The sequence below is a fragment of the Pseudomonas sp. C2.3V genome (assembly GCF_058536325.1).
Genome location: NZ_JBZUBN010000001.1, coordinates 1,806,465 through 1,825,920 on the forward strand (window position 1 = coordinate 1,806,465; position 19,456 = coordinate 1,825,920).

General features: G+C 56.5%; 19 protein-coding genes. 9 read left to right on the forward strand and 10 right to left on the reverse strand.

What is annotated here, in order from left to right:
• Window position 1: 1 nt before the first annotated feature.
• Genes bcsA through bcsR form a run of 3 tightly spaced genes read right to left on the reverse strand, consistent with a single transcriptional unit; the run spans window position 2 to window position 3,543 of the window.
• On the reverse strand, window positions 2-2,590 hold the full coding sequence (gene bcsA, locus AC4LF3_RS08465; protein ID WP_491835090.1) for a UDP-forming cellulose synthase catalytic subunit: 2,589 nt from the start codon (window positions 2,588-2,590) through the stop codon (window positions 2-4).
• Window positions 2,587-3,318: a cellulose biosynthesis protein BcsQ gene (bcsQ, locus tag AC4LF3_RS08470; RefSeq protein ID WP_010798020.1), complete on the reverse strand. Its 732-nt coding sequence runs from the start codon at window positions 3,316-3,318 to the stop codon at window positions 2,587-2,589. Before bcsQ ends, bcsA begins: the two co-directional genes overlap by 4 nt.
• A 3-nt stretch (window positions 3,319-3,321) precedes the next feature.
• Window positions 3,322-3,543 (reverse strand): BcsR/BcsP family cellulose biosynthesis protein, encoded by a 222-nt coding sequence (bcsR, locus tag AC4LF3_RS08475; RefSeq protein ID WP_010798021.1) that lies wholly within the window; start codon window positions 3,541-3,543, stop codon window positions 3,322-3,324.
• 432 nt (window positions 3,544-3,975) lie between these two features.
• Here bcsR and earP point away from each other — a divergent pair, with 432 nt between their 5' ends.
• The 3 genes from earP to AC4LF3_RS08490 all read left to right on the forward strand — a co-directional run bounded on the left by earP (window position 3,976) and on the right by AC4LF3_RS08490 (window position 6,559).
• Window positions 3,976-5,124: an elongation factor P maturation arginine rhamnosyltransferase EarP gene (gene earP, locus AC4LF3_RS08480; RefSeq protein WP_491835091.1), complete on the forward strand. Its 1,149-nt coding sequence runs from the start codon at window positions 3,976-3,978 to the stop codon at window positions 5,122-5,124.
• A gap of 30 nt (window positions 5,125-5,154) precedes the next feature.
• On the forward strand, window positions 5,155-5,721 hold the full coding sequence (efp, locus tag AC4LF3_RS08485) for an elongation factor P (protein WP_010798023.1): 567 nt from the start codon (window positions 5,155-5,157) through the stop codon (window positions 5,719-5,721).
• A gap of 91 nt (window positions 5,722-5,812) precedes the next feature.
• Window positions 5,813-6,559 carry a sulfite exporter TauE/SafE family protein gene (locus tag AC4LF3_RS08490; RefSeq protein ID WP_150347574.1) on the forward strand — a complete coding sequence of 249 codons (747 nt, stop codon included), beginning with the start codon at window positions 5,813-5,815 and terminating at the stop codon, window positions 6,557-6,559.
• Here AC4LF3_RS08490 and AC4LF3_RS08495 read toward each other — a convergent pair whose 3' ends face one another.
• Complete coding sequence (locus AC4LF3_RS08495; protein ID WP_010798025.1) at window positions 6,560-7,420, reverse strand: LysR substrate-binding domain-containing protein; 861 nt, start codon at window positions 7,418-7,420, stop codon at window positions 6,560-6,562. It lies immediately after the preceding gene.
• 99 nt (window positions 7,421-7,519) lie between these two features.
• On the opposite strand from AC4LF3_RS08495, the gene AC4LF3_RS08500 reads away from it, so the two are divergent.
• Together AC4LF3_RS08500 and AC4LF3_RS08505 are read left to right on the forward strand one after the other, a co-directional pair.
• The gene (locus AC4LF3_RS08500; protein ID WP_010798026.1) at window positions 7,520-7,750 is read left to right on the forward strand and encodes a DUF1127 domain-containing protein; all 231 of its coding nucleotides are present in this window, start codon (window positions 7,520-7,522) and stop codon (window positions 7,748-7,750) included.
• A gap of 52 nt (window positions 7,751-7,802) precedes the next feature.
• A complete protein-coding gene (locus tag AC4LF3_RS08505) occupies window positions 7,803-9,032 on the forward strand; it encodes a winged helix-turn-helix domain-containing protein (RefSeq protein ID WP_491835092.1) in 1,230 nt (409 codons plus the stop codon).
• Here the strand turns inward: AC4LF3_RS08505 and AC4LF3_RS08510 are convergent.
• A complete protein-coding gene (locus AC4LF3_RS08510; protein WP_010798028.1) occupies window positions 9,013-10,359 on the reverse strand; it encodes a class II 3-deoxy-7-phosphoheptulonate synthase in 1,347 nt (448 codons plus the stop codon). The genes AC4LF3_RS08505 and AC4LF3_RS08510 overlap by 20 nt on opposite strands.
• 125 nt (window positions 10,360-10,484) lie before the next feature.
• Here AC4LF3_RS08510 and AC4LF3_RS08515 point away from each other — a divergent pair, with 125 nt between their 5' ends.
• The 3 genes from AC4LF3_RS08515 to AC4LF3_RS08525 all read left to right on the forward strand — a co-directional run bounded on the left by AC4LF3_RS08515 (window position 10,485) and on the right by AC4LF3_RS08525 (window position 13,929).
• Window positions 10,485-11,234 (forward strand): spermidine synthase, encoded by a 750-nt coding sequence (locus AC4LF3_RS08515; protein ID WP_491835093.1) that lies wholly within the window; start codon window positions 10,485-10,487, stop codon window positions 11,232-11,234.
• Between the two features lie 270 nt (window positions 11,235-11,504).
• On the forward strand, window positions 11,505-13,181 hold the full coding sequence (locus AC4LF3_RS08520) for a DEAD/DEAH box helicase (RefSeq protein WP_010798030.1): 1,677 nt from the start codon (window positions 11,505-11,507) through the stop codon (window positions 13,179-13,181).
• Between the two features lie 94 nt (window positions 13,182-13,275).
• Window positions 13,276-13,929, forward strand: coding sequence for a thiopurine S-methyltransferase (locus AC4LF3_RS08525; protein ID WP_491835094.1), 654 nt, complete (start codon window positions 13,276-13,278; stop codon window positions 13,927-13,929).
• Window positions 13,930-13,964: 35 nt separating this feature from the next.
• Here AC4LF3_RS08525 and AC4LF3_RS08530 read toward each other — a convergent pair whose 3' ends face one another.
• Window positions 13,965-15,350, reverse strand: coding sequence for an adenylate/guanylate cyclase domain-containing protein (locus AC4LF3_RS08530; RefSeq protein ID WP_010798032.1), 1,386 nt, complete (start codon window positions 15,348-15,350; stop codon window positions 13,965-13,967).
• A gap of 223 nt (window positions 15,351-15,573) precedes the next feature.
• Here AC4LF3_RS08530 and AC4LF3_RS08535 point away from each other — a divergent pair, with 223 nt between their 5' ends.
• Complete coding sequence (locus AC4LF3_RS08535; RefSeq protein ID WP_010798033.1) at window positions 15,574-16,134, forward strand: NAD(P)H nitroreductase; 561 nt, start codon at window positions 15,574-15,576, stop codon at window positions 16,132-16,134.
• Here AC4LF3_RS08535 and AC4LF3_RS08540 read toward each other — a convergent pair.
• The 4 genes from AC4LF3_RS08540 to AC4LF3_RS08555 form a co-directional block, all read right to left on the reverse strand.
• A complete protein-coding gene (locus AC4LF3_RS08540) occupies window positions 16,115-17,449 on the reverse strand; it encodes a HAMP domain-containing sensor histidine kinase (RefSeq protein ID WP_037030878.1) in 1,335 nt (444 codons plus the stop codon). The genes AC4LF3_RS08535 and AC4LF3_RS08540 overlap by 20 nt on opposite strands.
• Window positions 17,450-17,510: 61 nt before the next feature.
• Window positions 17,511-17,957: a Spy/CpxP family protein refolding chaperone gene (locus AC4LF3_RS08545; RefSeq protein ID WP_150347567.1), complete on the reverse strand. Its 447-nt coding sequence runs from the start codon at window positions 17,955-17,957 to the stop codon at window positions 17,511-17,513.
• Between the two features lie 130 nt (window positions 17,958-18,087).
• On the reverse strand, window positions 18,088-18,765 hold the full coding sequence (locus tag AC4LF3_RS08550; RefSeq protein WP_010798036.1) for a response regulator transcription factor: 678 nt from the start codon (window positions 18,763-18,765) through the stop codon (window positions 18,088-18,090).
• Window positions 18,766-18,843: 78 nt separating this feature from the next.
• A complete protein-coding gene (locus AC4LF3_RS08555) occupies window positions 18,844-19,428 on the reverse strand; it encodes a septation protein A (RefSeq protein WP_150347566.1) in 585 nt (194 codons plus the stop codon).
• Window positions 19,429-19,456 lie beyond the last annotated feature (28 nt).

The window sequence follows — 19,456 nt, forward strand, 5'->3', positions numbered from 1 at the left end:
CTTATCCTTGCTGTTGTGTTCGTTTTGGCGGTAGGACAGGGGTTACAGGTATGAACGACACGAGTTTCTCCACCAGCCACACCGAGCCCTTGATAAACGGACGGGAAAGCCTGGGGGAGTGCTGCAGCATGCGTTTATAACCTGATAATCCGACCCGGATAATGGCCAGGATGCTGCGTAGCGGGCTGTCTTGCACAAAACTTTCCTGCCATTGGGCCCAAGTGTCGGCACGTGCAAACGTACACTGCACAAAATTGATGCGTGTCTGAACATCCATCGGTTCAAGCTCTAGCCCTGCCACCCGGCCTCGCTGGTTCCGAACGCGAGTGGCAAAGCTGTACTCCTCAAGGCCGCGCTTTAGTTGCAAAAAGATCTGCTCGTCCGACTTGAGGTCCAGCTCTGGCGGCAGCTCCAGGCCCACACCGCCGTCGGAGTAGTCCGTCAGCGTACACGCATAAACGTGGCCGCCCGTCAGGCGTATGGCGGCAGGTAGTCTCAAGTCGACGCGATGGGTGCGACGAACCTGACGAACTTCTGCGGCAACTGCAATGGCGCCTCCGAGGATAATCAGGTTATAGACGGTCCAGAGCATGCTGATGATGACAGTGCCTTGTTCGACGGCTGGGCCGGTAACGTAACGATAGACACCAAACAGCAGGCCTACCACATTCAATCCAGCCAGGAACAGAAAGGACTTCGAGATCGTCCAGTCAAAGACGTTTTCCTCAACCAGTCCCCCTTTAGCCGTTACGTTGAATTTACCCTTGTGCGGATTGATCAGCGCCACTGTGGTAGGCCGGGCGATGTACCAGGACAGCACCGTCTCGTAGATCTCGCTCCAGAAGGAATAACGGTACCGACCCTGGATGCGCGAATTGGTAATGCTGGCATGGGCGATGTGAGGCAGAACGAACAGCAGAATCAGCAGCGCCGGGGCATACAGGATATACGCATGAAGGATCAGGAAGGCCAATGGTGAAAGCAGGTAGATGAGCCTAGGCACGCCAGCGAGAAAATGCAGCATTGCGTTGCAGTAGCAGAGTCGCTGGGGAAGCGAGAGGCCTTTGCCCATCAGCGGGTTGTCCAGTCGGAATATCTGCACCATACCCCGAGCCCAACGAATTCGCTGGCCGATATGGGCTGACAGGCTTTCGGTGGCGAGTCCTGCCGCCTGGGGAATACGAATATAAGCGGACGTCCAGCCGTTGCGGTGCAGACGCAGGGACGTGTGGGCATCCTCGGTTACGGTTTCCACGGCGAAACCACCAATGCTTTCCACGGCGGTGCGCCGCAAAATGGCGCAGGAGCCGCAGAAGAACGTGGCGTCCCACATGTCGTTTCCGTTCTGGACCAGACCGTAAAACAGGGTGTTCTCGTTCGGCGTACGCCGGAAGTTACCCAGGTTGCGCTCGAAGGGGTCTGGCGACAGAAAATGGTGAGGCGTCTGCATAACGCCCAACTTTGGGCTTTTCAGGAACCAGCCCATGGTCATCTGTAGAAAAGAGCTGGTCGGAATATGGTCGCAGTCAAAGATCACCAGGAAATCACCTTTGGTGACTTTCATGGCCGCATTCAGATTGCCTGCCTTGGCGTGGCGATTATCCGAGCGAATCAGATAGTGCACCCCAACTTCCGCGGCAAACTGGCGAAATGACTCCCGTTTACCGTCATCAAGAATGTAGATGTTCAGCTTGTCTTTTGGCCAGTCGATACCCAGGGAGGCCAGTACCGTCGACCGAACGACAGACAGGTCTTCGTTATAGGTGGGAATATAGATATCGACCGAAGGCCATTCGGCAATGTTGAGGGGGAGCGGATAGGGCTTGCGATCCAGCGGCCAGATTGTCTGGAAGTACCCAAGGATCAGTACCAGCCAGGAATAAGTTTCTGCCAGCAACAGGAGCAGGCCGCAGATGACATCCATCGGATTTTCCCAGTTCAGCGTCTGCGTATAGCGCCACCAGAAATACCGACACGATACAAGCAGCGAAAGGATAATAAGCGCTAACGTCGGGAAGCGCCCCGGCATCTTGCGAATGACCATTGCCAGCGCCCATAGCATGGCGATAAAAACGATCTGCTGGCCGATCTCGAATGGCTGCGTTACGCAAAGCAGCAAAAGCGGCGTGGCAATAAGCGCAAAGGCACCACCTAAGATACATTTCGTTCTAACCGAAAGAGACGACCAGGTCTCTTCTTTCAGCGTAGCGAGTGGCAAACGTTCCGGCAGACGTGCGGCTGAACGATAGAGGCGACGCCGATGTTCAAGCAGGGCAGGAAAACGTTGGAAACCCTTGGAGAGAGCAGCCAGGTAATCGGGACCTTTGCCATTGACGGGCCTGACCAGAATCAGCCAGATACTTTGCATGACAGTTCTGAGAGGATTGCCCAGGCGCCGCGTGGATAACTGAGGGTACAGTGCGCGCCAGTTGATAGCGACCCATTGCCAGGTGGGACGCTCGAATCGCAGGAATGTCCAGCCCAGTAGCCACAATGCCGTCATCAGTAAGGCAACCGGCGCGCGATGGCGCTCGCGGCTCTTGTGGTAGTACAGCGAAAGCCAGAATTTGGCAGCCGGTGCCAGGATCATGTGGCGCCTGCCTGCGCCACGCTCCATGTAGCCAGCGAGAGGAAGTTGTGGCTGGCCAGAGAGGCCGGAGCGCTATCTGCTAGCGGCCGCTTCAGGGCCAGGGCCTCGCGTACAGCTTCATCCTCGTGGATGATGGTTGAAATCAGTGTCTTGCCCAGGACCAGGCGCCAGAGTTGTATGAGATCCCGAGAGAGCTTGTAAGCGGGTTGGTAACGGTTCACCAGCCAGAAGCGGTTGGGTGTATTTAGCTGCCCCACCAGCGACTGCTGATTGATCAGGGCATGGCAGGCCGGGTCAGCCTGTACGATTTGAATCCATTGCAGGTCCGTAATCTGACCTAGTGCCTCGCGAAAGCTCGAGTGCTGTGGCACGTCGAAAATCACATAGGTATCGTCCGGCATCGCAAGTGCGCGCAGGGATGTGGGCAGCCAGTCTGCAGCCAGCTCATGTAGATGGGAAAGCGAGGTCGGACGACCAAAGGGCAGCAGCCAGATGTGCTCCTTATAAAGGAAAGCGGTGCTTTGCCAGGGGTAGCCTTCGGCGAGAGCCTGTGCCCATCCGGCATCCTCTGTAACGGATAAGCCAAAGTGCAGTCCCAGTAGATTGCTGGGGCAAAGATCGATCAGCAGAACATGCTTCTGTAAGGTGGCTAGACTGGCCGCCAGGCCTGCGGCTACTGAGGTGGTTCCACAGCCGCCCCGTATTCCCTGGACGGCTATAACGTGCATATTTTATGAGGCATTCTTCAGTTTGGCTTGCTCTTGAGTCGGTAGTACGACCTGAAGCGTCTCCAGGAGAAGAGGCCATTCGGCCAACGCTTTATTCAGATTCTGTACAGTCTGAATCTCAGCGTAGCGGAAATTTTGCAAATCGTAATGACGAATTAGCGTGGAAACGTCTTCACGACCACTGTTGCCTGTGGCAACGATCTCAGTAACGGGCAGGGTAGCCATTCTGGTATTGCTCCTGTTTGCAAAGCATCTGGGCTTTGCCGCGTTTATTTCTAGTGCACCCAGCGGCGTAAGGTGCAATGGATAAGGCACTTGGAAATAAAAGCGTCATCAAGGGCCGCCATAATAGAATTGCCCCCTACCGCCTGCGATCCGTGTCTTGAGTACAGTCTGTCCGGTCGCAGCCATGCCTTGAATTCGATTTCCTTAATCCATTCGATTCATTTTGTGAACCAGTGCAAATTATCGGCGGCTATTCCCACTGCTTAAAGGTCTATCTGGCGCCTTCTGACCGAACGATTTTTTCTCAGGACGAATGGCGTTTTGATAGCATCTGTCTGTTTCCCTTATTTCTAGTTGACCTGAGCGCTGTGTCTGGCTAAATGCCGTCCGGTTGTGACGCTGAGTGCGTCATCCGCTGAGCAGTGAGGGTGAATGAACGCTTCGTGGGATATCTTTTGCAGTGTCGTCGATAATTATGGCGACATTGGTGTGACATGGCGCCTTGCGCGTCAGCTGGTAGCCGAGCATGGTCAGCAGGTACGCTTGTGGGTGGATGATTGGTCGTCCTTTGCACGTATTCATCCAGCCGCAGGCATCAGTAATGATCCTGTCCAGCGTCATCTGGGCGTCGAAGTGCATCGGTGGACAGCCGTATGGCCCGACGATGTCATTCCGGCAGATGTCGTTGTCGAAGCGTTTGGCTGTCCATTGCCGGCTCCCTACATCGACGCAATGGCTCGACGTGCCTCCCATCCCCTCTGGATCAACCTTGAATACCTAAGCGCCGAAGCCTGGGTAGAGAGCTGCCATCGCCTTCCATCGCCGCAGCAGGGGATGCAGAAATACTTTTTCTTTCCCGGCTTCACTCAGGGAACGGGAGGGCTGCTCAGAGAACAGGACCTGCTCGACAAGCGTTTGCACTTTCAGGCGTCTACTGACGCACAAGCACGGTTTCTGGCTGCCCTGGGCGTTACCCAGACGCCTGGCGAGCGCATCCTTTCATTGTTCAGCTATGAGATTCCAGCACTATCGGAGTGGTTGGATGAACTGGCCCAGGGCGCTGAGCCCACCTTGCTGCTCATTCCTGAAGGCCGTGTATTAAGTAACGTGGCCCATTGGCTGGAGGCTGAAGAGTTAAAGGCAGGCGAGGAATACCACCGAGGCGCATTGCGGCTCTGCATTGTTCCGTTCCGCCAGCAGGATGACTATGACCTGCTCTTATGGTGCTGCGACTTCAATGCTGCACGGGGCGAGGAGTCATTCATTCGAGCGCAGTGGGCTGGCCGCCCCTTCATCTGGCATATCTATCCGCAGGAAGAGCGTGCCCATATGCTCAAGCTGGATGCGTTCCTGGACCGGTATCTCGTCGGAGCAAGCCCGGCTGCGCAGGTAGCTACGCGTACGCTATGGCACGCATGGAACGGAGAAGGATCTCTTGGGCAGGCGTGGCGTGAATGGTCAAAACATGAAGCCGAAATGACCGCTCATGCGGAAAACTGGTGTGCCCGACAGAGTGAACTCAATGACTTGGCGTCAACGCTAGTACAATTCCATACAGAGCGGCTATTATACGGCGCTTGATTTTCTATCTTCTTCCAAACGGATAACCGCATGAAAACCGCACAAGAGTTCCGTGCCGGCCAAGTGGCCATGATCGACAACGCTCCCTGGGTCATCCAGAAGGCTGAGTACAACAAGTCCGGCCGTAACGCTGCAGTGGTCAAGATGAAGCTGAAGAGCCTGCTTTCCGGCAGCAGTACCGAAACGGTATTCCGTGCTGACGACAAGCTGGAACCAGTCATTCTGGATCGCAAGGAAGTAACCTATTCCTACTTCGCCGATCCGCTGTACGTGTTCATGGACAATGAATACAACCAGTACGAGATCGAAAAAGACGACCTGGGCGATGCGGTTAACTACATCGAAGACGGCATGACTGACGTCTGCGAAGCTGTTTTCTACAATGATCGTGTAATCTCCATCGAGATGCCGACCACTATCGTTCGTCAGATCGCTTACACCGAGCCGGCTGTTCGTGGTGATACGTCTGGCAAGGTGATGAAGACTGCTCGTCTGAACACCGGTTTCGAACTGAAAGTTTCCGAGTTCTGCGATATCGGCGACCATATCGAAATCGATACTCGTACCAACGAGTACAAGTCACGCGCCAAGGTTTGATCGGCGAGTGTCACAAGAGCCCGGCTGATGCCGGGCTTTTTTGTGGGCCGTGTTTCGTTGGCCCAAAGCACAGTGATGGACAGGATGATGTATGGATGTAACGGCGATTGTGCTTGATATCCTGCTGGGTAGTGTTCTGGGCGTAGTGGGTGGTCTTTTTGGAATTGGGGGTGGTCTGATTGCGATCCCTGTGCTGGGGCTGCTCTTCGGGCTCGATCAGCAGTTGGCACAAGGCACAGCGTTGGTCATGGTCGTTCCTAATGTGCTGGTGTCAATCATCAAGTACAACCAACGCAATCGCATCGATTGGCGCCGTGCAGGTATTCTCTCGGGAGCGGGTATCCTGTCAGCCATTGCAGGGGCGATGCTGGCGGTAGGGCTGGATGCAAACCTGATGAGAAAAGGCTTTGTAGTCTTCCTGCTGTTTCTTGTGGCCTACAATCTCTGGCAGCTGCGCATGAAGAGCCATACGGTGACCAATCCACCTGGAGTCGCCTGGTTGGCAGTGCTGGGCGTGTTTGCCGGTCTGGTAGGAGGTCTCTTCGGCGTAGGCGGCGCGGTGATTGCGACCCCCATGTTGACGAGTGTCTTCGGCCTGTCCCAGGTCGTAGCGCAGGGGCTCTCGCTAACCATGGCGCTCCCGGCCACCAGCATTACGCTGGCAACCTATGCGATTCACCATGAGGTCGACTGGCTTATTGGCATACCACTGGCAATCGGTGGTTTCTTCAGCGTCGGGTGGGGTGTAAGAATGGCCCACGCCTTGCCGGAGCGTCTGCTGCGTGGGCTGTTTTGTGGTTTTCTTCTGGTATGCGCCATATTGCTTGCGCTCAAATGATCAGCCAAGACGGAAGCCTTCGACAATGAAGTTTGCGAAGGCCTCCGTAACCTGGGACTCAGTGTTCGAATTACGAACCAGCATGATCCGGGCGGAGGGCAGGCGGGGTAGACCGGCCTCTTCCTCGTTGATGATTTCCAGTTCTGGCGTAGCCAGGCTGTGCAATTGCGCGGTTACGGCAAGGCCGGTGCCGGTCATGGCCAGGATGGCCGACAGGCTGTGGCTGCTATAGGCAACCCGGTAATCGATGCCCGCTGTCTCCAGGGCATTGCACATCCACAGACGGCAAAAACAGCCATGATTGAAGACCGCTACAGGCAACGGGCTTCGCTCAAGAGCGGAGCTGCCAATGGCCTGCATCCAGCGAACGGGTTCTTCTCTAAGGAACTGACCGATTTCGTGGCCTGGCTCGCAGGTCACGATGCTCAGATCAAGGTCATGCCGCTGCAACAGCTGCGCTGATGTCTCGCACTGAACTTCGACTTGCACAAGCGGATAGGCCTGAGCAAAGCGTGACAGAATACCGGGCAGAAAGCGCATAACGTAATCATCAGGAGTCCCGATGCGAACGGTACCTACCATATGGGGCTCGCGTAGCGTATTCAGCACTTCACTGTGCAACGCCATGATACGGCGAGCGTATCCCAGCAGCACCTGACCCTCAGCCGTGAGGCGAACCTGGCGTCCCTCTCGATCGAACAGCTGACGTTGAACGATATCCTCCTCGAGACGTTTCATCTGCATGCTAACGGCAGATTGGGTTCGGTTGACGACCTCGGCCGCACGCGTGAAGCCACCGCTGTCAGCAATGGCGATAAAGGTGCGCAAGAGTTCACTGTCAATGCTGGGGAAAAGGCTCAAAGCATCAATCTCCTGAATGCAAGGCATCAGAACTATTCGTTGGATTGATCTTAGACGCGGGCCAAGAATGATGCCACTACATGAAGAGGAGGTATCAGCATGAACGCTCATGAGGTTATCCAGGCTTTCGATAGTGCGCGCCGCAAAATATCGGCTCTCTTGTTCTGGCAGAAAACACATGGAGTCATCAGGGCTTGGCGTGAGCAGGCCAGGCAACGCCAGACCTTGGCGATGTTAAGTGATGACGCCTTGAAGGATCTGGGCTTGAGCCGGGCGGATGCAGAGCGGGAGGGTTCCAAATGGTTCTGGGAGGGACCGTTTTCGCGTTGATGTCTGGCAGAGGGTTGACTAGGGTGTCCGTACCTGGCCCCTGGAATTCATCATGTCTATCCCTTTGTCCCTGTCGTTGAAAGAGGCTCGCCGACTCGCCCTGACGGCCCAAGGCTTTTACGGCTTCAAGCCCAGGGGCGAGGTACGGCATCGGCATATCGACGCGTTAATGAAGCGCTTGTGCATCCTGCAGATCGACTCGGTCAATGCGCTCGTGCGGTCACATTACCTCCCATTATTTTCCCGGCTCGGGTTCTATCCCCGAAAGCTTCTGGATGAGATGGCATGGTCATTAGAGAAACCGCACCAGCTGTTCGAGTGTTGGGGGCATGAAGCCTCCCTGATGCCTATGGAGGATTATCCGCTGATGCGCTGGCGCATGGAGCGGGCCGCTCAGGGGCAAGGCATCTATCGGGAGCTGGCACGGGTTGGGCGTGAGCAGCGCGCCGTGATTGAAGCGGCGCTACAGGCGGTACGGGAACGAGGCGCGCTTGGCGCGGGAAGCCTGACGACCCGAGTCGGCAAGGCGGGACCCTGGTGGGACTGGAGCGTCGAAAAAAAGGCACTCGAATGGTTATTTGCGGCTGGAGAAGTAACGGTGGCAGGCAGGCGTGGCTTTGAACGTCTATACGATCTGCCTGAAAGGGTGATTCCGAAGGCCATACGAGAAAAGCCGCCACTGAGTGAGGCGGAGGCCCAGCGCGAGTTGATCCGCCGAAGCGCAGCAGCCATGGGTGTGGCGGCCGAAAAGGACCTACGAGACTATTACCGGCTCGATCCTGCTGATGCCAAGGTGCGTATCGCAGAATTGGTGGAATCCGGCGAGCTGCTGATGCTGACTGTAGAGGGCTGGAAAAAGCCGGCCTTTAGCCTTGGCGAACCGCAGCAATCCCTGCGCGCGCGACACGTGAGCGCGCTGTTATCACCTTTTGATTCGCTCATTTGGGAGCGCGCCCGTACGGAGCGATTGTTCAATTTCAGGTATCGGCTGGAACTCTATACGCCTGCTCATAAGCGAGTGTATGGCTACTATGTCTTGCCTTTTCTCTTCAATGAGCACCTGGTTGCACGGGTAGACCTGCGCGCTGAGCGCGCCCATGACCGGCTGGCGGTACATGCCCTGCATGGTGAGGAGGGACACTTGAGCGAGGAGGCTGGTCGTTCGCTGGCAACCAATCTCCGCCAGTTGGCCAACTGGCTTGGCCTGGCGGAGATCAGTCTGCATGGCAGTGCAGCGGTGCTCAAGGCACCACTGGCTGAGGTCAGCGGCGGACCTGCTTGAGGGTTTCCGCAATCATGAAGGCCAGTTCCAGAGACTGGTCGGCATTCAGACGTGGGTCACAGTGGGTATGGTAGCGGTCGCACAGGCCGGCTTCGGTAATAGGTCGCGCACCCCCAATGCACTCAGTCACGTTCTGGCCGGTCATCTCGATATGAATGCCGCCCGCATAACTGCCTTCGGCTTGATGCACTTGGAAGAACTCACGAACTTCCGATAGAACGCTGGCAAAGTCACGCGTCTTGTAGCCACTGGAAGCCTTGATCGTGTTGCCATGCATCGGGTCCGAACTCCAGAGCACCAGGCGGCCCTCTTTTTGTACAGCCTGAATCAGGCGGGGCAGGTGATCACCCACCTTGTTGGCGCCCATCCGCACAATCAGATTCAGACGGCCGGGATCGTTGTTCGGGTTCAGCGTATCGATGAGGCGTATCAGGTCTTCCGTTGACGTCGTCGGTCCAACCTTTACGCCGATCGGGTTATTGACACCCCGCAGGAACTCCACATGCGCGCCGTCGGGCTGGCGGGTACGGTCGCCAATCCAGAGCATGTGCGCAGAGCAGTCGTACCAGTCACCCGTCAGGCTGTCACGACGGACAAACGCCTCTTCATAATTGAGCAGCAGGGCTTCGTGAGCGGTAAAGAAGCTGGTTTCCTTAAGCTGCGGTGCGCTTTCCAGTCCGCAGGCACGCATGAAGGCGAGAGTTTCGTCAATGCGGTCCGCCAGTTGATGGTAGCGCTCGGCCAAAGCCGAGTTCGCAATGAAGTCCAGGTTCCATTTATGTACCTGATGCAAGTCGGCAAAGCCGCCCTGGGCGAAGGCACGCAACAGGTTCAGGGTTGCCGTCGCCTGGTGATAGGCCTGCAGCAGACGCTGAGGATCCGGTACGCGGTTGGCTTCATCAAAGGTGATGCCATTAACGATATCGCCGCGATAGGCTGGCAGCGTGACGCCATCCTGGGTTTCTTCACCCGAAGAGCGAGGCTTGGCGAACTGGCCGGCCATGCGACCCACCTTGACCACAGGGCACCCGGCGGCAAAGGTCATCACCACGGCCATCTGTAGCAGCACCTTGAACGTATCGCGGATCTTGCCGGCAGAGAACTCCGCAAAGCTCTCCGCGCAGTCACCGCCCTGAAGCAGAAACGCCCGGCCATGGGTAACTTCGGCAAACTGGCGACGCAATTCACGGGCTTCACCTGCAAATACAAGCGGTGGAAAGCCGGCCAGGGTGCGCTCGACGTCGTTTAGACGCTTGGCATCGGGGTAGACGGGTTGTTGCTGGATGGGCAGTGCTCTCCAGCTGTCAGGGCTCCAGGGTTGAGTCATGATGGCTACTTGCTTTACGGATTATCCAATCGGGCAGGCATGTTAACCGATTAACAGCCTTTGGCGCTGATAGACGTGCTATATCAGTCTGCCTAAGATGGTGTGCTCTGTATAAAGGAGTCGACATGGATACTCAGGAGCGGTTACTGGCGGAAGTACACGACGAATATGGTCGTATTCGAGTCGTGGAAGCAGGGGAATACCGCTTTCTCGAGTTTGGAGACGAAATCGAGCAGAGTTGCGTATCGACTGCCAATCCCGGCTGGCTGGAATATGAGTATGGCCGGGCCATGCTGATGGGCGCGCTTTGCCATCCTGAACCACGGCGGGCGGTATTCATGGGCTTGGGTGCCGGAACACTGACGCGTGCCTGCCTTGATCATCTGCCATTGCAGGATGTCGAGGCAATCGAGCTGCGCGAAGCGGTACCGCCGCTGGCTCGACAGTATTTCGGTCTTGGTGACGATCCGCGCCTGCATATCCGTATTGGCGATGCGATGGATCTGTTGGACAGCTGCGAGTCAGCCGATCTGATTTTCGTCGACCTCTATACGGATGTAGGCCCCTCAGCCGCTCACTTGGCATGGGGGTTTCTGACAGGCTGCCAGAGCCGCCTCAATCCTGGTGGCTGGCTCATCATCAATCAGTGGAGCAGTACCGACGACAAGCCCCTGGGATCTGCATTCCTGCGCGGCATGTTCAGGCACCACTATTGGGAGTGCCCGGTGCCTGAGGGCAATGTCATCATTCTGGTGCCGGCCAGCTTCGAGCAAACCCTGGACCGGAGCGGACTGTCGGTACGTGTCGGTGCCATGGAGGAGAAGACTGGTTACTCACTGGGCCATCTGGTCGATCTGATTCGTCCGGCGAGCTAAATGCTTAGCCTTGAAAGCATTTTTGAGAAAGGCTGGGCTAATCCTGAGTTTTCCGGTATGATACGCCTCGGTCTTTTCAGACCTTTCCGTTCAGGAACTGCATTTTCCCGGTTCGCACCGGCCATAGCCTTGCAGTGCGAACTATTCCAGATGTAACACCACGTAATTTACTCATTCGCAAATCCTCACCTCGTCTGCCTGGGTGACTTCGGTCTATCGGAAATTAGCAGCACTAGGTCTTGGGTCTTTGCGATGTACAGAGGCAAGACAATGACCCAGGAAATCGGCGGTTTCGCCGCTCTCGATCTTAATCCTAACGTACTGGCGGCAATCAAGTCCGTTGGCTACGAAGAACCTTCTCCTATTCAGGCCCAGTCGATTCCAGTCATTCTGGCTGGCCACGACATGATCGGCCAGGCTCAAACGGGTACTGGCAAGACAGCCGCTTTTGCGCTTCCGTTGCTGTCCCGTATCGACCCTGCTCGCCGTGAGCCACAGGTCCTGATATTGGTGCCAACCCGTGAGCTGGCCCTGCAAGTGGCAACAGCCTGCGAAACCTACTCAACAGAAATGCCGGGCGTTAAGGTCGTTGCCTTATACGGTGGCGCGCCCATGGGCCCACAACTGCGCACGCTGCGTTTGGGCGCTCAGGTTCTGGTTGCTACGCCAGGCCGCCTGTGTGATCACCTTCGTCGGGATGACAAGATACTGTCCACTGTTGGACGTCTTGTACTCGACGAGGCGGATGAAATGCTCAAGCTGGGCTTCATGGACGATCTCGAATTCATTTTCGAAGCGATGCCTGAGTCGCGTCAGACCGTGCTGTTCTCCGCTACGCTGCCGCCGTCGATCCGTGCGATCGCCGAGCGTCATCTGAAAGAGCCCAAGCACATCCGCATTGCAGCCAAGACCCAGACAGTTGCCCGTATCGAACAGGCTCACCTGATGGTTCACGCTGATCAGAAGCCAGCCTCCGTGCTGCGTCTGCTGGAAGTGGAAAACTTCGATGCCCTGATTGCTTTCGTGCGTACCAAGCAAGCCACGCTGGACATGGCTGAAATGCTCGAGCGTCAAGGCTATCGCGTCAGTGCCTTGAACGGTGACATGCCCCAGGCTCAGCGAGAAAAAGTGATCGAGTCGCTCAAGGACGGATCGCTGGACATCGTGGTTGCAACAGATGTTGCTGCGCGGGGTCTGGACGTGTCTCGTATCACGCACGTACTGAACATCGACATGCCCTATGACCCAGAGTCCTACGTACACCGTATCGGTCGTACAGGTCGTGCCGGTCGTGAAGGTCGTGCGCTGCTGCTGGTAACGCCGCGTGAGCGTCGCATGCTGCAGGTCATCGAGCGTGTAACAGGTCAGAAGGTTGGCGAGATTCGCCTGCCTGATGCCGAAGCGGTACTGGAAGCCCGCATTTCCCGCCTGGCGGACAGTCTGGGTGCGCTACTCGCGGACGCAGAAGAAAACCGCGGTGCGCTGCGTGACGAACTGTGCGAGCGTCTGCAGTGTGATCCGACAACATTGGCCGCTGCGGTATTGGCCAAGCTGACTGCTGGCCGTGCGCTGGATATCGACACGGTTCGCCGTGAGCAGCCGCTGACACCGGCGCCTCGCTCCGATCGTGGCGAGCGTCAGAGCAGTGGTGGTCGCAGTGAGCGTGGCGAGCCACGTGATCGTCGTCCGATGGCGCCACTGCCGGAGGGTCGCGTACGTTGCCGTACAGCCCTTGGTGCACGTGATGGCATCGCTGCCAAAAACCTGCTGGGTGCTATCCTTAATGAGGGTGGCGTTCAACGCGAGGCGATTGGTCGTATTCAGATCCGTGAATCCTTCAGCCTGATCGAGTTGCCGGAAGAGGGACTCGAAGGGCTGCTGAATCGTCTGAAAGATACGCGTGTAGGTGGCAAGCCGCTGCGTCTGCGTCGTTATCGCGAAGACTAAGCAGTGTGATCTGCAAAAAGCCCTGGCCTTGTGCCGGGGCTTTTTGTTTGCGGGTGTTGGATGCCTACTGTCTAGTTATCAGCAAGGAGGTCATGTGGAAGCAGCATTCTGGATATCCAAGTGGGAGCGCAACGAGATCGGTTTTCACGTGCCTGAAGTCAGTGCTTATCTCACACGAAACTGGGCGTCACTGGAGCTAGCTGCCCGGTCGCGTGTACTGGTTCCGCTTTGTGGAAAAACACTGGATATGGTCTGGCTGGCAGAGCAGGGCTATCAGGTCGTGGGCATTGAACTCTCCCAGGTGGCGGTCGAGTCATTCTTTGCCGAGCAGGGGCTGGGTCCTATGCAGGAAAAGCGCGGTGATCTGGTGCTCTACAAGGCGGGACCTTATGAAATTGTGCAAGGTGATTTCTTCAAGGTAGGCGCAGAGCAAGTGGCGGCATGCGCTGGCTTCTATGACCGAGCAGCCTTGATTGCCTTGCCGGAAAACATGAGGCCTTCTTACGTTAAGCAAATGGGCAGGCTTATGCCAGCCAAGGCGAAAGGACTCCTCGTAACTCTTGAATATGACCAGGACCAGCGCGCGGGCCCACCGTTTTCAGTGTCGGAGCACGAACTCCATGCCTTGTATGGCTCTGCTTGGGGGCTGACCTGTCTGGAGCGCAATGATGTACTGGCGGAAAACGCCAAATTCGCCCGGCAGGGGGTGATCCGGCTTGATGAGGTGGTGTACCGAATCAGTCGGTAGGAAAGGAGGAGGGGCAGCAATGCGCTGCCCCTGAGTCAGAGAATGACTTTGTCTCGCAGCTTTTCAGCAGCCTGCTGCAAGGCCTGGATGACTTTTTCCTTGTCATAATTCTGGATGCTATTGGTATCCAGGTACATGGAAAAGCCTGGGGCTTCATGCTCCATGTAACTGGGTGAAGCGCCCAGATCACGGCGGAAGTCCACAACCTGATAGATCTGAACCGGACGGCTGAAGCCCTTTACGCTGATCTGGCTTTTATCCCGGCACATGATGACGTCCTTGATCAACGAGTAGGTCTCATGGCTGATCAGAATTTCCCCGGCATCGGCCGCACTTTCAAGCCGGCTGGCAAGGTTTACTTCACGGCCGATGATCGTGTAGTCCATCCGTGTGCTGGCACCGAAGTTACCGACCGTGCAGTAACCCGTATTGAGGCCCATGCGGATTTCCAGAGGCTTGGTAATGCCCTGGCTACGCCACTGCTGCCTGAGAACTTTCATGTGCTTGCGCATGGCGATGGCCATGGATACCGCTGCAACCGCGTCCTTCTTCGCGCCTTGGGTATTGGGATCACCAAAGAACACCATGACGCAGTCCCCTACGAATTTGTCGATCGTACCACCGTACTTGATGGCAATTTTCGACATCTCGTTGAGGTAGTTGTTGAGCATGTCCGTCAGCGCTTCGGCTTCAAGCTCTTCGGACAGCTCCGTAAACCCTTTGATGTCGGAAAAGAACACGGTGAGCTTTTTACGCTGGGTCTCCAGGATGACGTTCTTTTTACCGGTAAAGATCGACTCCCATACTTGAGAAGGCAGGTATTTAGAAAGATTGTGGGCCAGGTTCGCAGCTTTTTCATGTTCAAGCTTGAGCTCTTCCTGCGCCTGACGCAGGCGAAGTCGCTGTTCATACATGAAGTACGCTGTCATGCAGAGGTGCAGACTGGTGCCTACGATACTGACAAAGGTAACCAGAAGCGGTGTGTGCGGTTCGATGTGCTCCAGCGCGACCGCACTGGTCGCCAGTAGAGCGCTGAAGGCTGTCAGCAATGCAATAGCAGCATAGCGGCCCCCTCCCATCAACAGGGAGGTAAACGTCAGTAGCAGCAGGACCATGAAGCTGGGTACCAGCGAAAAGCCCAGCAGCAGAATGCTGATACCCGCATGCACCGAATCGATGAACAGCAGGATCAGGTCGGTTTCCTGGTTGCGGTTGCGGCGGAAGCGTATGCTGACCTGTTGAGCCACATGGGGATACAGCAGCGTGTAAGGCACCAGCCACAAAATGTTGTATGCGAAGTGGTGGGCATAGGCGCCTGCGGCAATGGTGGCTGCCAGGGCAAGGTAGGCCAATGCGCGAGAATAGTATTCGCCTAGGTACTCGGATGGGCTGTTGGCGTGTCGATGGGTCAGAAACTTCATAGAATCGAACCATCTGGAAGAAGAAGTGATGCCATAGTAACCCTCAAAAGTCTTGCAAAGAGCTGTGCCAGAATAGCGTCGCTGGCGAGCGCGATCTTATCTGAGGTCGTTATTCTCGTCCAAAGTCTTTACTTGTTACCGATGAGCAGAAGTTTGGCATGGAGTAATGGCACAATTCAGCCGGTCTGTACAACAACGATCGTTTTGATGAAAAGAGGTGTTCATGGATGCACTCGATGTGCTGCTCAACCGCGTTTCCGTTGCTCGCTTGACCGAGCCCGCCCCTACGGCAGAGCAATTGGAAACCCTCTTTGCTGCCGCGTTAAGGGCGCCCGATCATAAGCAGTTGCGCCCTTGGCGCTTCCTGACGATTCAGGGGGAAGGGCGCCAGGCGCTGGGCGAGTTGTTTTCAAGGGCGGTTCTGGCTCAACGCCCAGAGAGCCCGCCCGAAGCCTTGGCCAAGGCGCGCAACATGCCTATGCGTGCGCCTTTGCTGGTGGTGGCTGTGGCCTGCATTCAAGAGCACCCTAAAGTACCTGCGCAGGAGCAGATCCTGGCAGCAGGATGTGCCGCTCACGCTCTGGAACTGGCGGCTTATGCCATGGGGTTAGGCGCTATATGGCGCTCCGGTGATCTTACGCATGATCCTGTCGTACGCGAAGGGCTGGGCATTGGTGCTCACGAGGAAATCGTCGGTTTCATTTACCTGGGGACGCCGGACGTTACTCCGCGCAAGCCGGTAGCGTTGGAAACGAAGCAATTCGTCAAGACTTGGCCGGTGTAATCAGGCTTGCGGGAAGCTCCAGTGTGGCGACGAACCCACCCTCGGGATGGTTGGCGAACACGAGCTTTCCCCCATGTCGCTCGACCGCGCGCCGAGCGATGGCCAGGCCCAGGCCGTAACCCTGACTCGTCTGGTTGGCCGCACGATAGAAGGGTTCGCCCAACCGTGGTAGGTCTTCATTCGCCACCCCTGTTCCGTGATCACGCACTGCGATAGTCAGTGTTCCCCCGGTCTGGTGGGCTGTAATTTCCAGAGGCGTTTCAGGTGGATTGAAGCGCAGTGCATTACGGATCAGGTTATCGATGGCGCGTTCGAGCAGGTCAGGCCATCCGTGCAGCATCAGGGTAGCGGGTACATTTACCTCGATCCGCTGCTCGGGTGCGGTCAGCTGAGCGTCATCGCACAGGTGTTCGATGAGTGCATTCAGAGGGATGTCTGCCCTGTCGCCAGATTCGCCGTCCAGGCGGGCCAGCGCCAGGATCTCACCGATCAGCGTTTCCAGACGATTGCATTCCTGTTCCAGCCTGGGCCACATGGCGGCGCGATCTTCAGGGGTCGCGCGCTCGGCCAGCGCAAGGGCAATGCGAAGTCGGGCAAGAGGCGAGCGTAACTCGTGAGAGACGTCTCGAAGCAGTTGACGCTGGCTGACTATGAGACTTTGCAGGCGGTCGCCCATTCGGTTGAAGTCCTGCGCCAGTACGCCAAACTCGTCTCTTCGCCGAGAAAGCTTGGCAAGGCTGTCCTGCTGATAGGCCGTACGTCCCAGATCATGCACAGCGCTGCGCAGGCGGTTCAAGGGTCGGGTAATCGCCAGCGTTAATAGCAGACTGAACAGCGTCAGAACCACAAAGGCAATGACCAATACACTGATAGGGAAGAGCACTGAATCGCGCCGCCAGGCATTCAGCTCGGGCAGTGGGATATGGTAAATGAACAGGTAACTGCGCCCGCTTTCGCTGCTGGTATATTCCGTAGTAATCCGGCGCCAGGGCGGCGGTCTTCTGGGGCCGCGTTTTTCCATTTCCATGACATGCGGGGGGAGGGTGCCGGGCACCAGTGGCGTCCCGTTCTCGCCCAGTACCTGTATGTCGACGCCAAAGCGGCGCTTACGGTGCTCAAGCAGTCGTTGGGCTGCATCCTCGCCTTCATGCTCGTAGCGCTCGACCCACTTGGCGGGCAGTTGTTGAAGACCGGGATGGCGGGAAAGGATCCAGGAATCCTGATCGAGAATATGCCCCAGGAGCATGGTCAGGCCGACTGCCGACAGGATTGCCAGCCAGAAGGTACCGAATATTCGCCAGAACAATGTTCTCAATACCATGTGGAACCCTGGTTTGGATGGAAAACTGCCCAGCTGGGCTGGGCAGTTTTAGGCATCAATTGGATTTGTGTTCTTTCTTCCACTGCTGGAATTCAGCCCATTCCGCTTTGCGCTGTTCCTGCTTCTTGGCCAGCTCGTCGAACTTTTTGCGCTGATCAGGCGTGAGCTGATCGCGAATGGTCTTCTGCGTCTTTTCGCGGTTGGCCTTGAGCTCATCCTTCATGGCCTGGCGCTCTTTTTCTGGCAACTTGTCCAGGTACTTGTGAATGATGTCCTGGCGATCGTGCATCTCCTGACCCATCAGCTTACCGATAGTACGGTGCTGCTCAGGCGTCAGATCAAGTTCCCGGAACGGGCCGCCCATCATGTCGCGATGTCCCTTGGGACCGTCCATATGCATGCCGGGCGGGGATGGCGGCATGTCATCGGCTGGCGCAGGCGCTGCAAAAGATAAAGTAGGCAGCAGGGAAGCGAACAGCAGGGCGGGAATCATCTTGCGCATAAGGTTCTCCTTTTTGAGAGCCGGTATCGACCGGATGAGTCCACTTTAGCGGAGACAAGGTCAGGCGCCGTCAATCAAGGTAAAGCTTGGGTAAATACGCAGTCAGTAAACTGTGTCAGTACCGTGCCGCCTATTCACTGTAATAATAGCCGCGGCCTCTAATAGCCATGATGCGGGGTCTGCCATCCGCATGGGCACCCAGTTTCTTGCGCAGATTGCTGACATGCATATCGAGGCTGCGATCGTAAAGCGTAAGCTTACGTCCCAGGGCAATCTGGGCCAGAGCCTGTTTATCCAGAGGGTCACTGGGTTGGCGAAGTAGGGCTTCCAGAATGCGGCTCTCGGTAAGTGTCAGGTTGACCTCGTGCTCGCCGATGTTAGCGACGCCTCGGGCAACGCTCAATGACAGATCGCCCAGCTGTAAACGGGCTGCAGGCTGCGCCGGGTGGCTGCGGCGTAGAACGGCGCGCAGGCGCGCAGTCAGCTCTCGCGGGTCGCAGGGTTTGGCCAGATAGTCATCCGCGCCCAGCTCCAGGCCCAGGATGCGATCCAGGGGTTCGCCACGGCCGGACAGCATCACGACAGGTAGCTCGGGGTAGTCGCTGCGTAGCTGCTTGAGCAGCTCCAGACCACTTCCATCAGGCAGCATGACGTCCAGTACTACTGCAGAAGGGGTGTGGGCAGCCAGTTCCTGGCGTGCAGTCACGCCATCGTGGCTGGCGCGCACTTCGAATCCTTCCTGCTGCAACCAGGCACTTAGCAGATCGCAAAGCTCACGATCGTCATCGATCAGAAGAATTTGGCTCATTACGTTAGGCTCGTCGGAAACCGGAAGCAGGCTACCGACGTATGACAGGCCGGCAGCTGTATGAAGACTTCAGCGGTTCTAGGATTTCTTGGAGTCGCTGTCATGCAGATGCTTGGACAGGTAAATGCCCTGACCAATCATGAAGAGCAGCGTCATGCCCAGGCTGCCAAACACCTTGAAGTCCACCCAGATGCTCTCGAACGTAAAGGCAACGAACAAATTGGCAAAGCCGCAGACCAAGAAGAAGATGATCCAGGCAATGTTGAGGCGTACCCAGATCGCATGGGGCAGGGTCATGGCATGGCCCAGCATCCGTTCGATCAGCGGTTTGTCACCAATGAAATGACTGCCGATGAAGGCCAGGGCAAACAGCCAGTTGACCACAGGCGCTTTCCATTTCAGGAAAGTTTCGCTGTGGAACGCCAGGGTCATGCCACCAAACACCAGACAGGCCACCAGCGTCAGCCATTGGCCTTTCTCCAGACGTCGCTGCTGGATGAAAAGGATGCCATAGACGATGACTGACGCAATGATCAGAACCGCTGTTGCACTAAAGATGCCGCCCAGTGAGAAGGCATGACCTGCGAACTCGACGGTTCGAGGTTCAAGCTTGAAGACGATGAAGAACAGAAGCAGGGGGATGAAATCGATAAGTTGTTTCATTTAAGCAGCCGGAGCCAAGACATCCGGG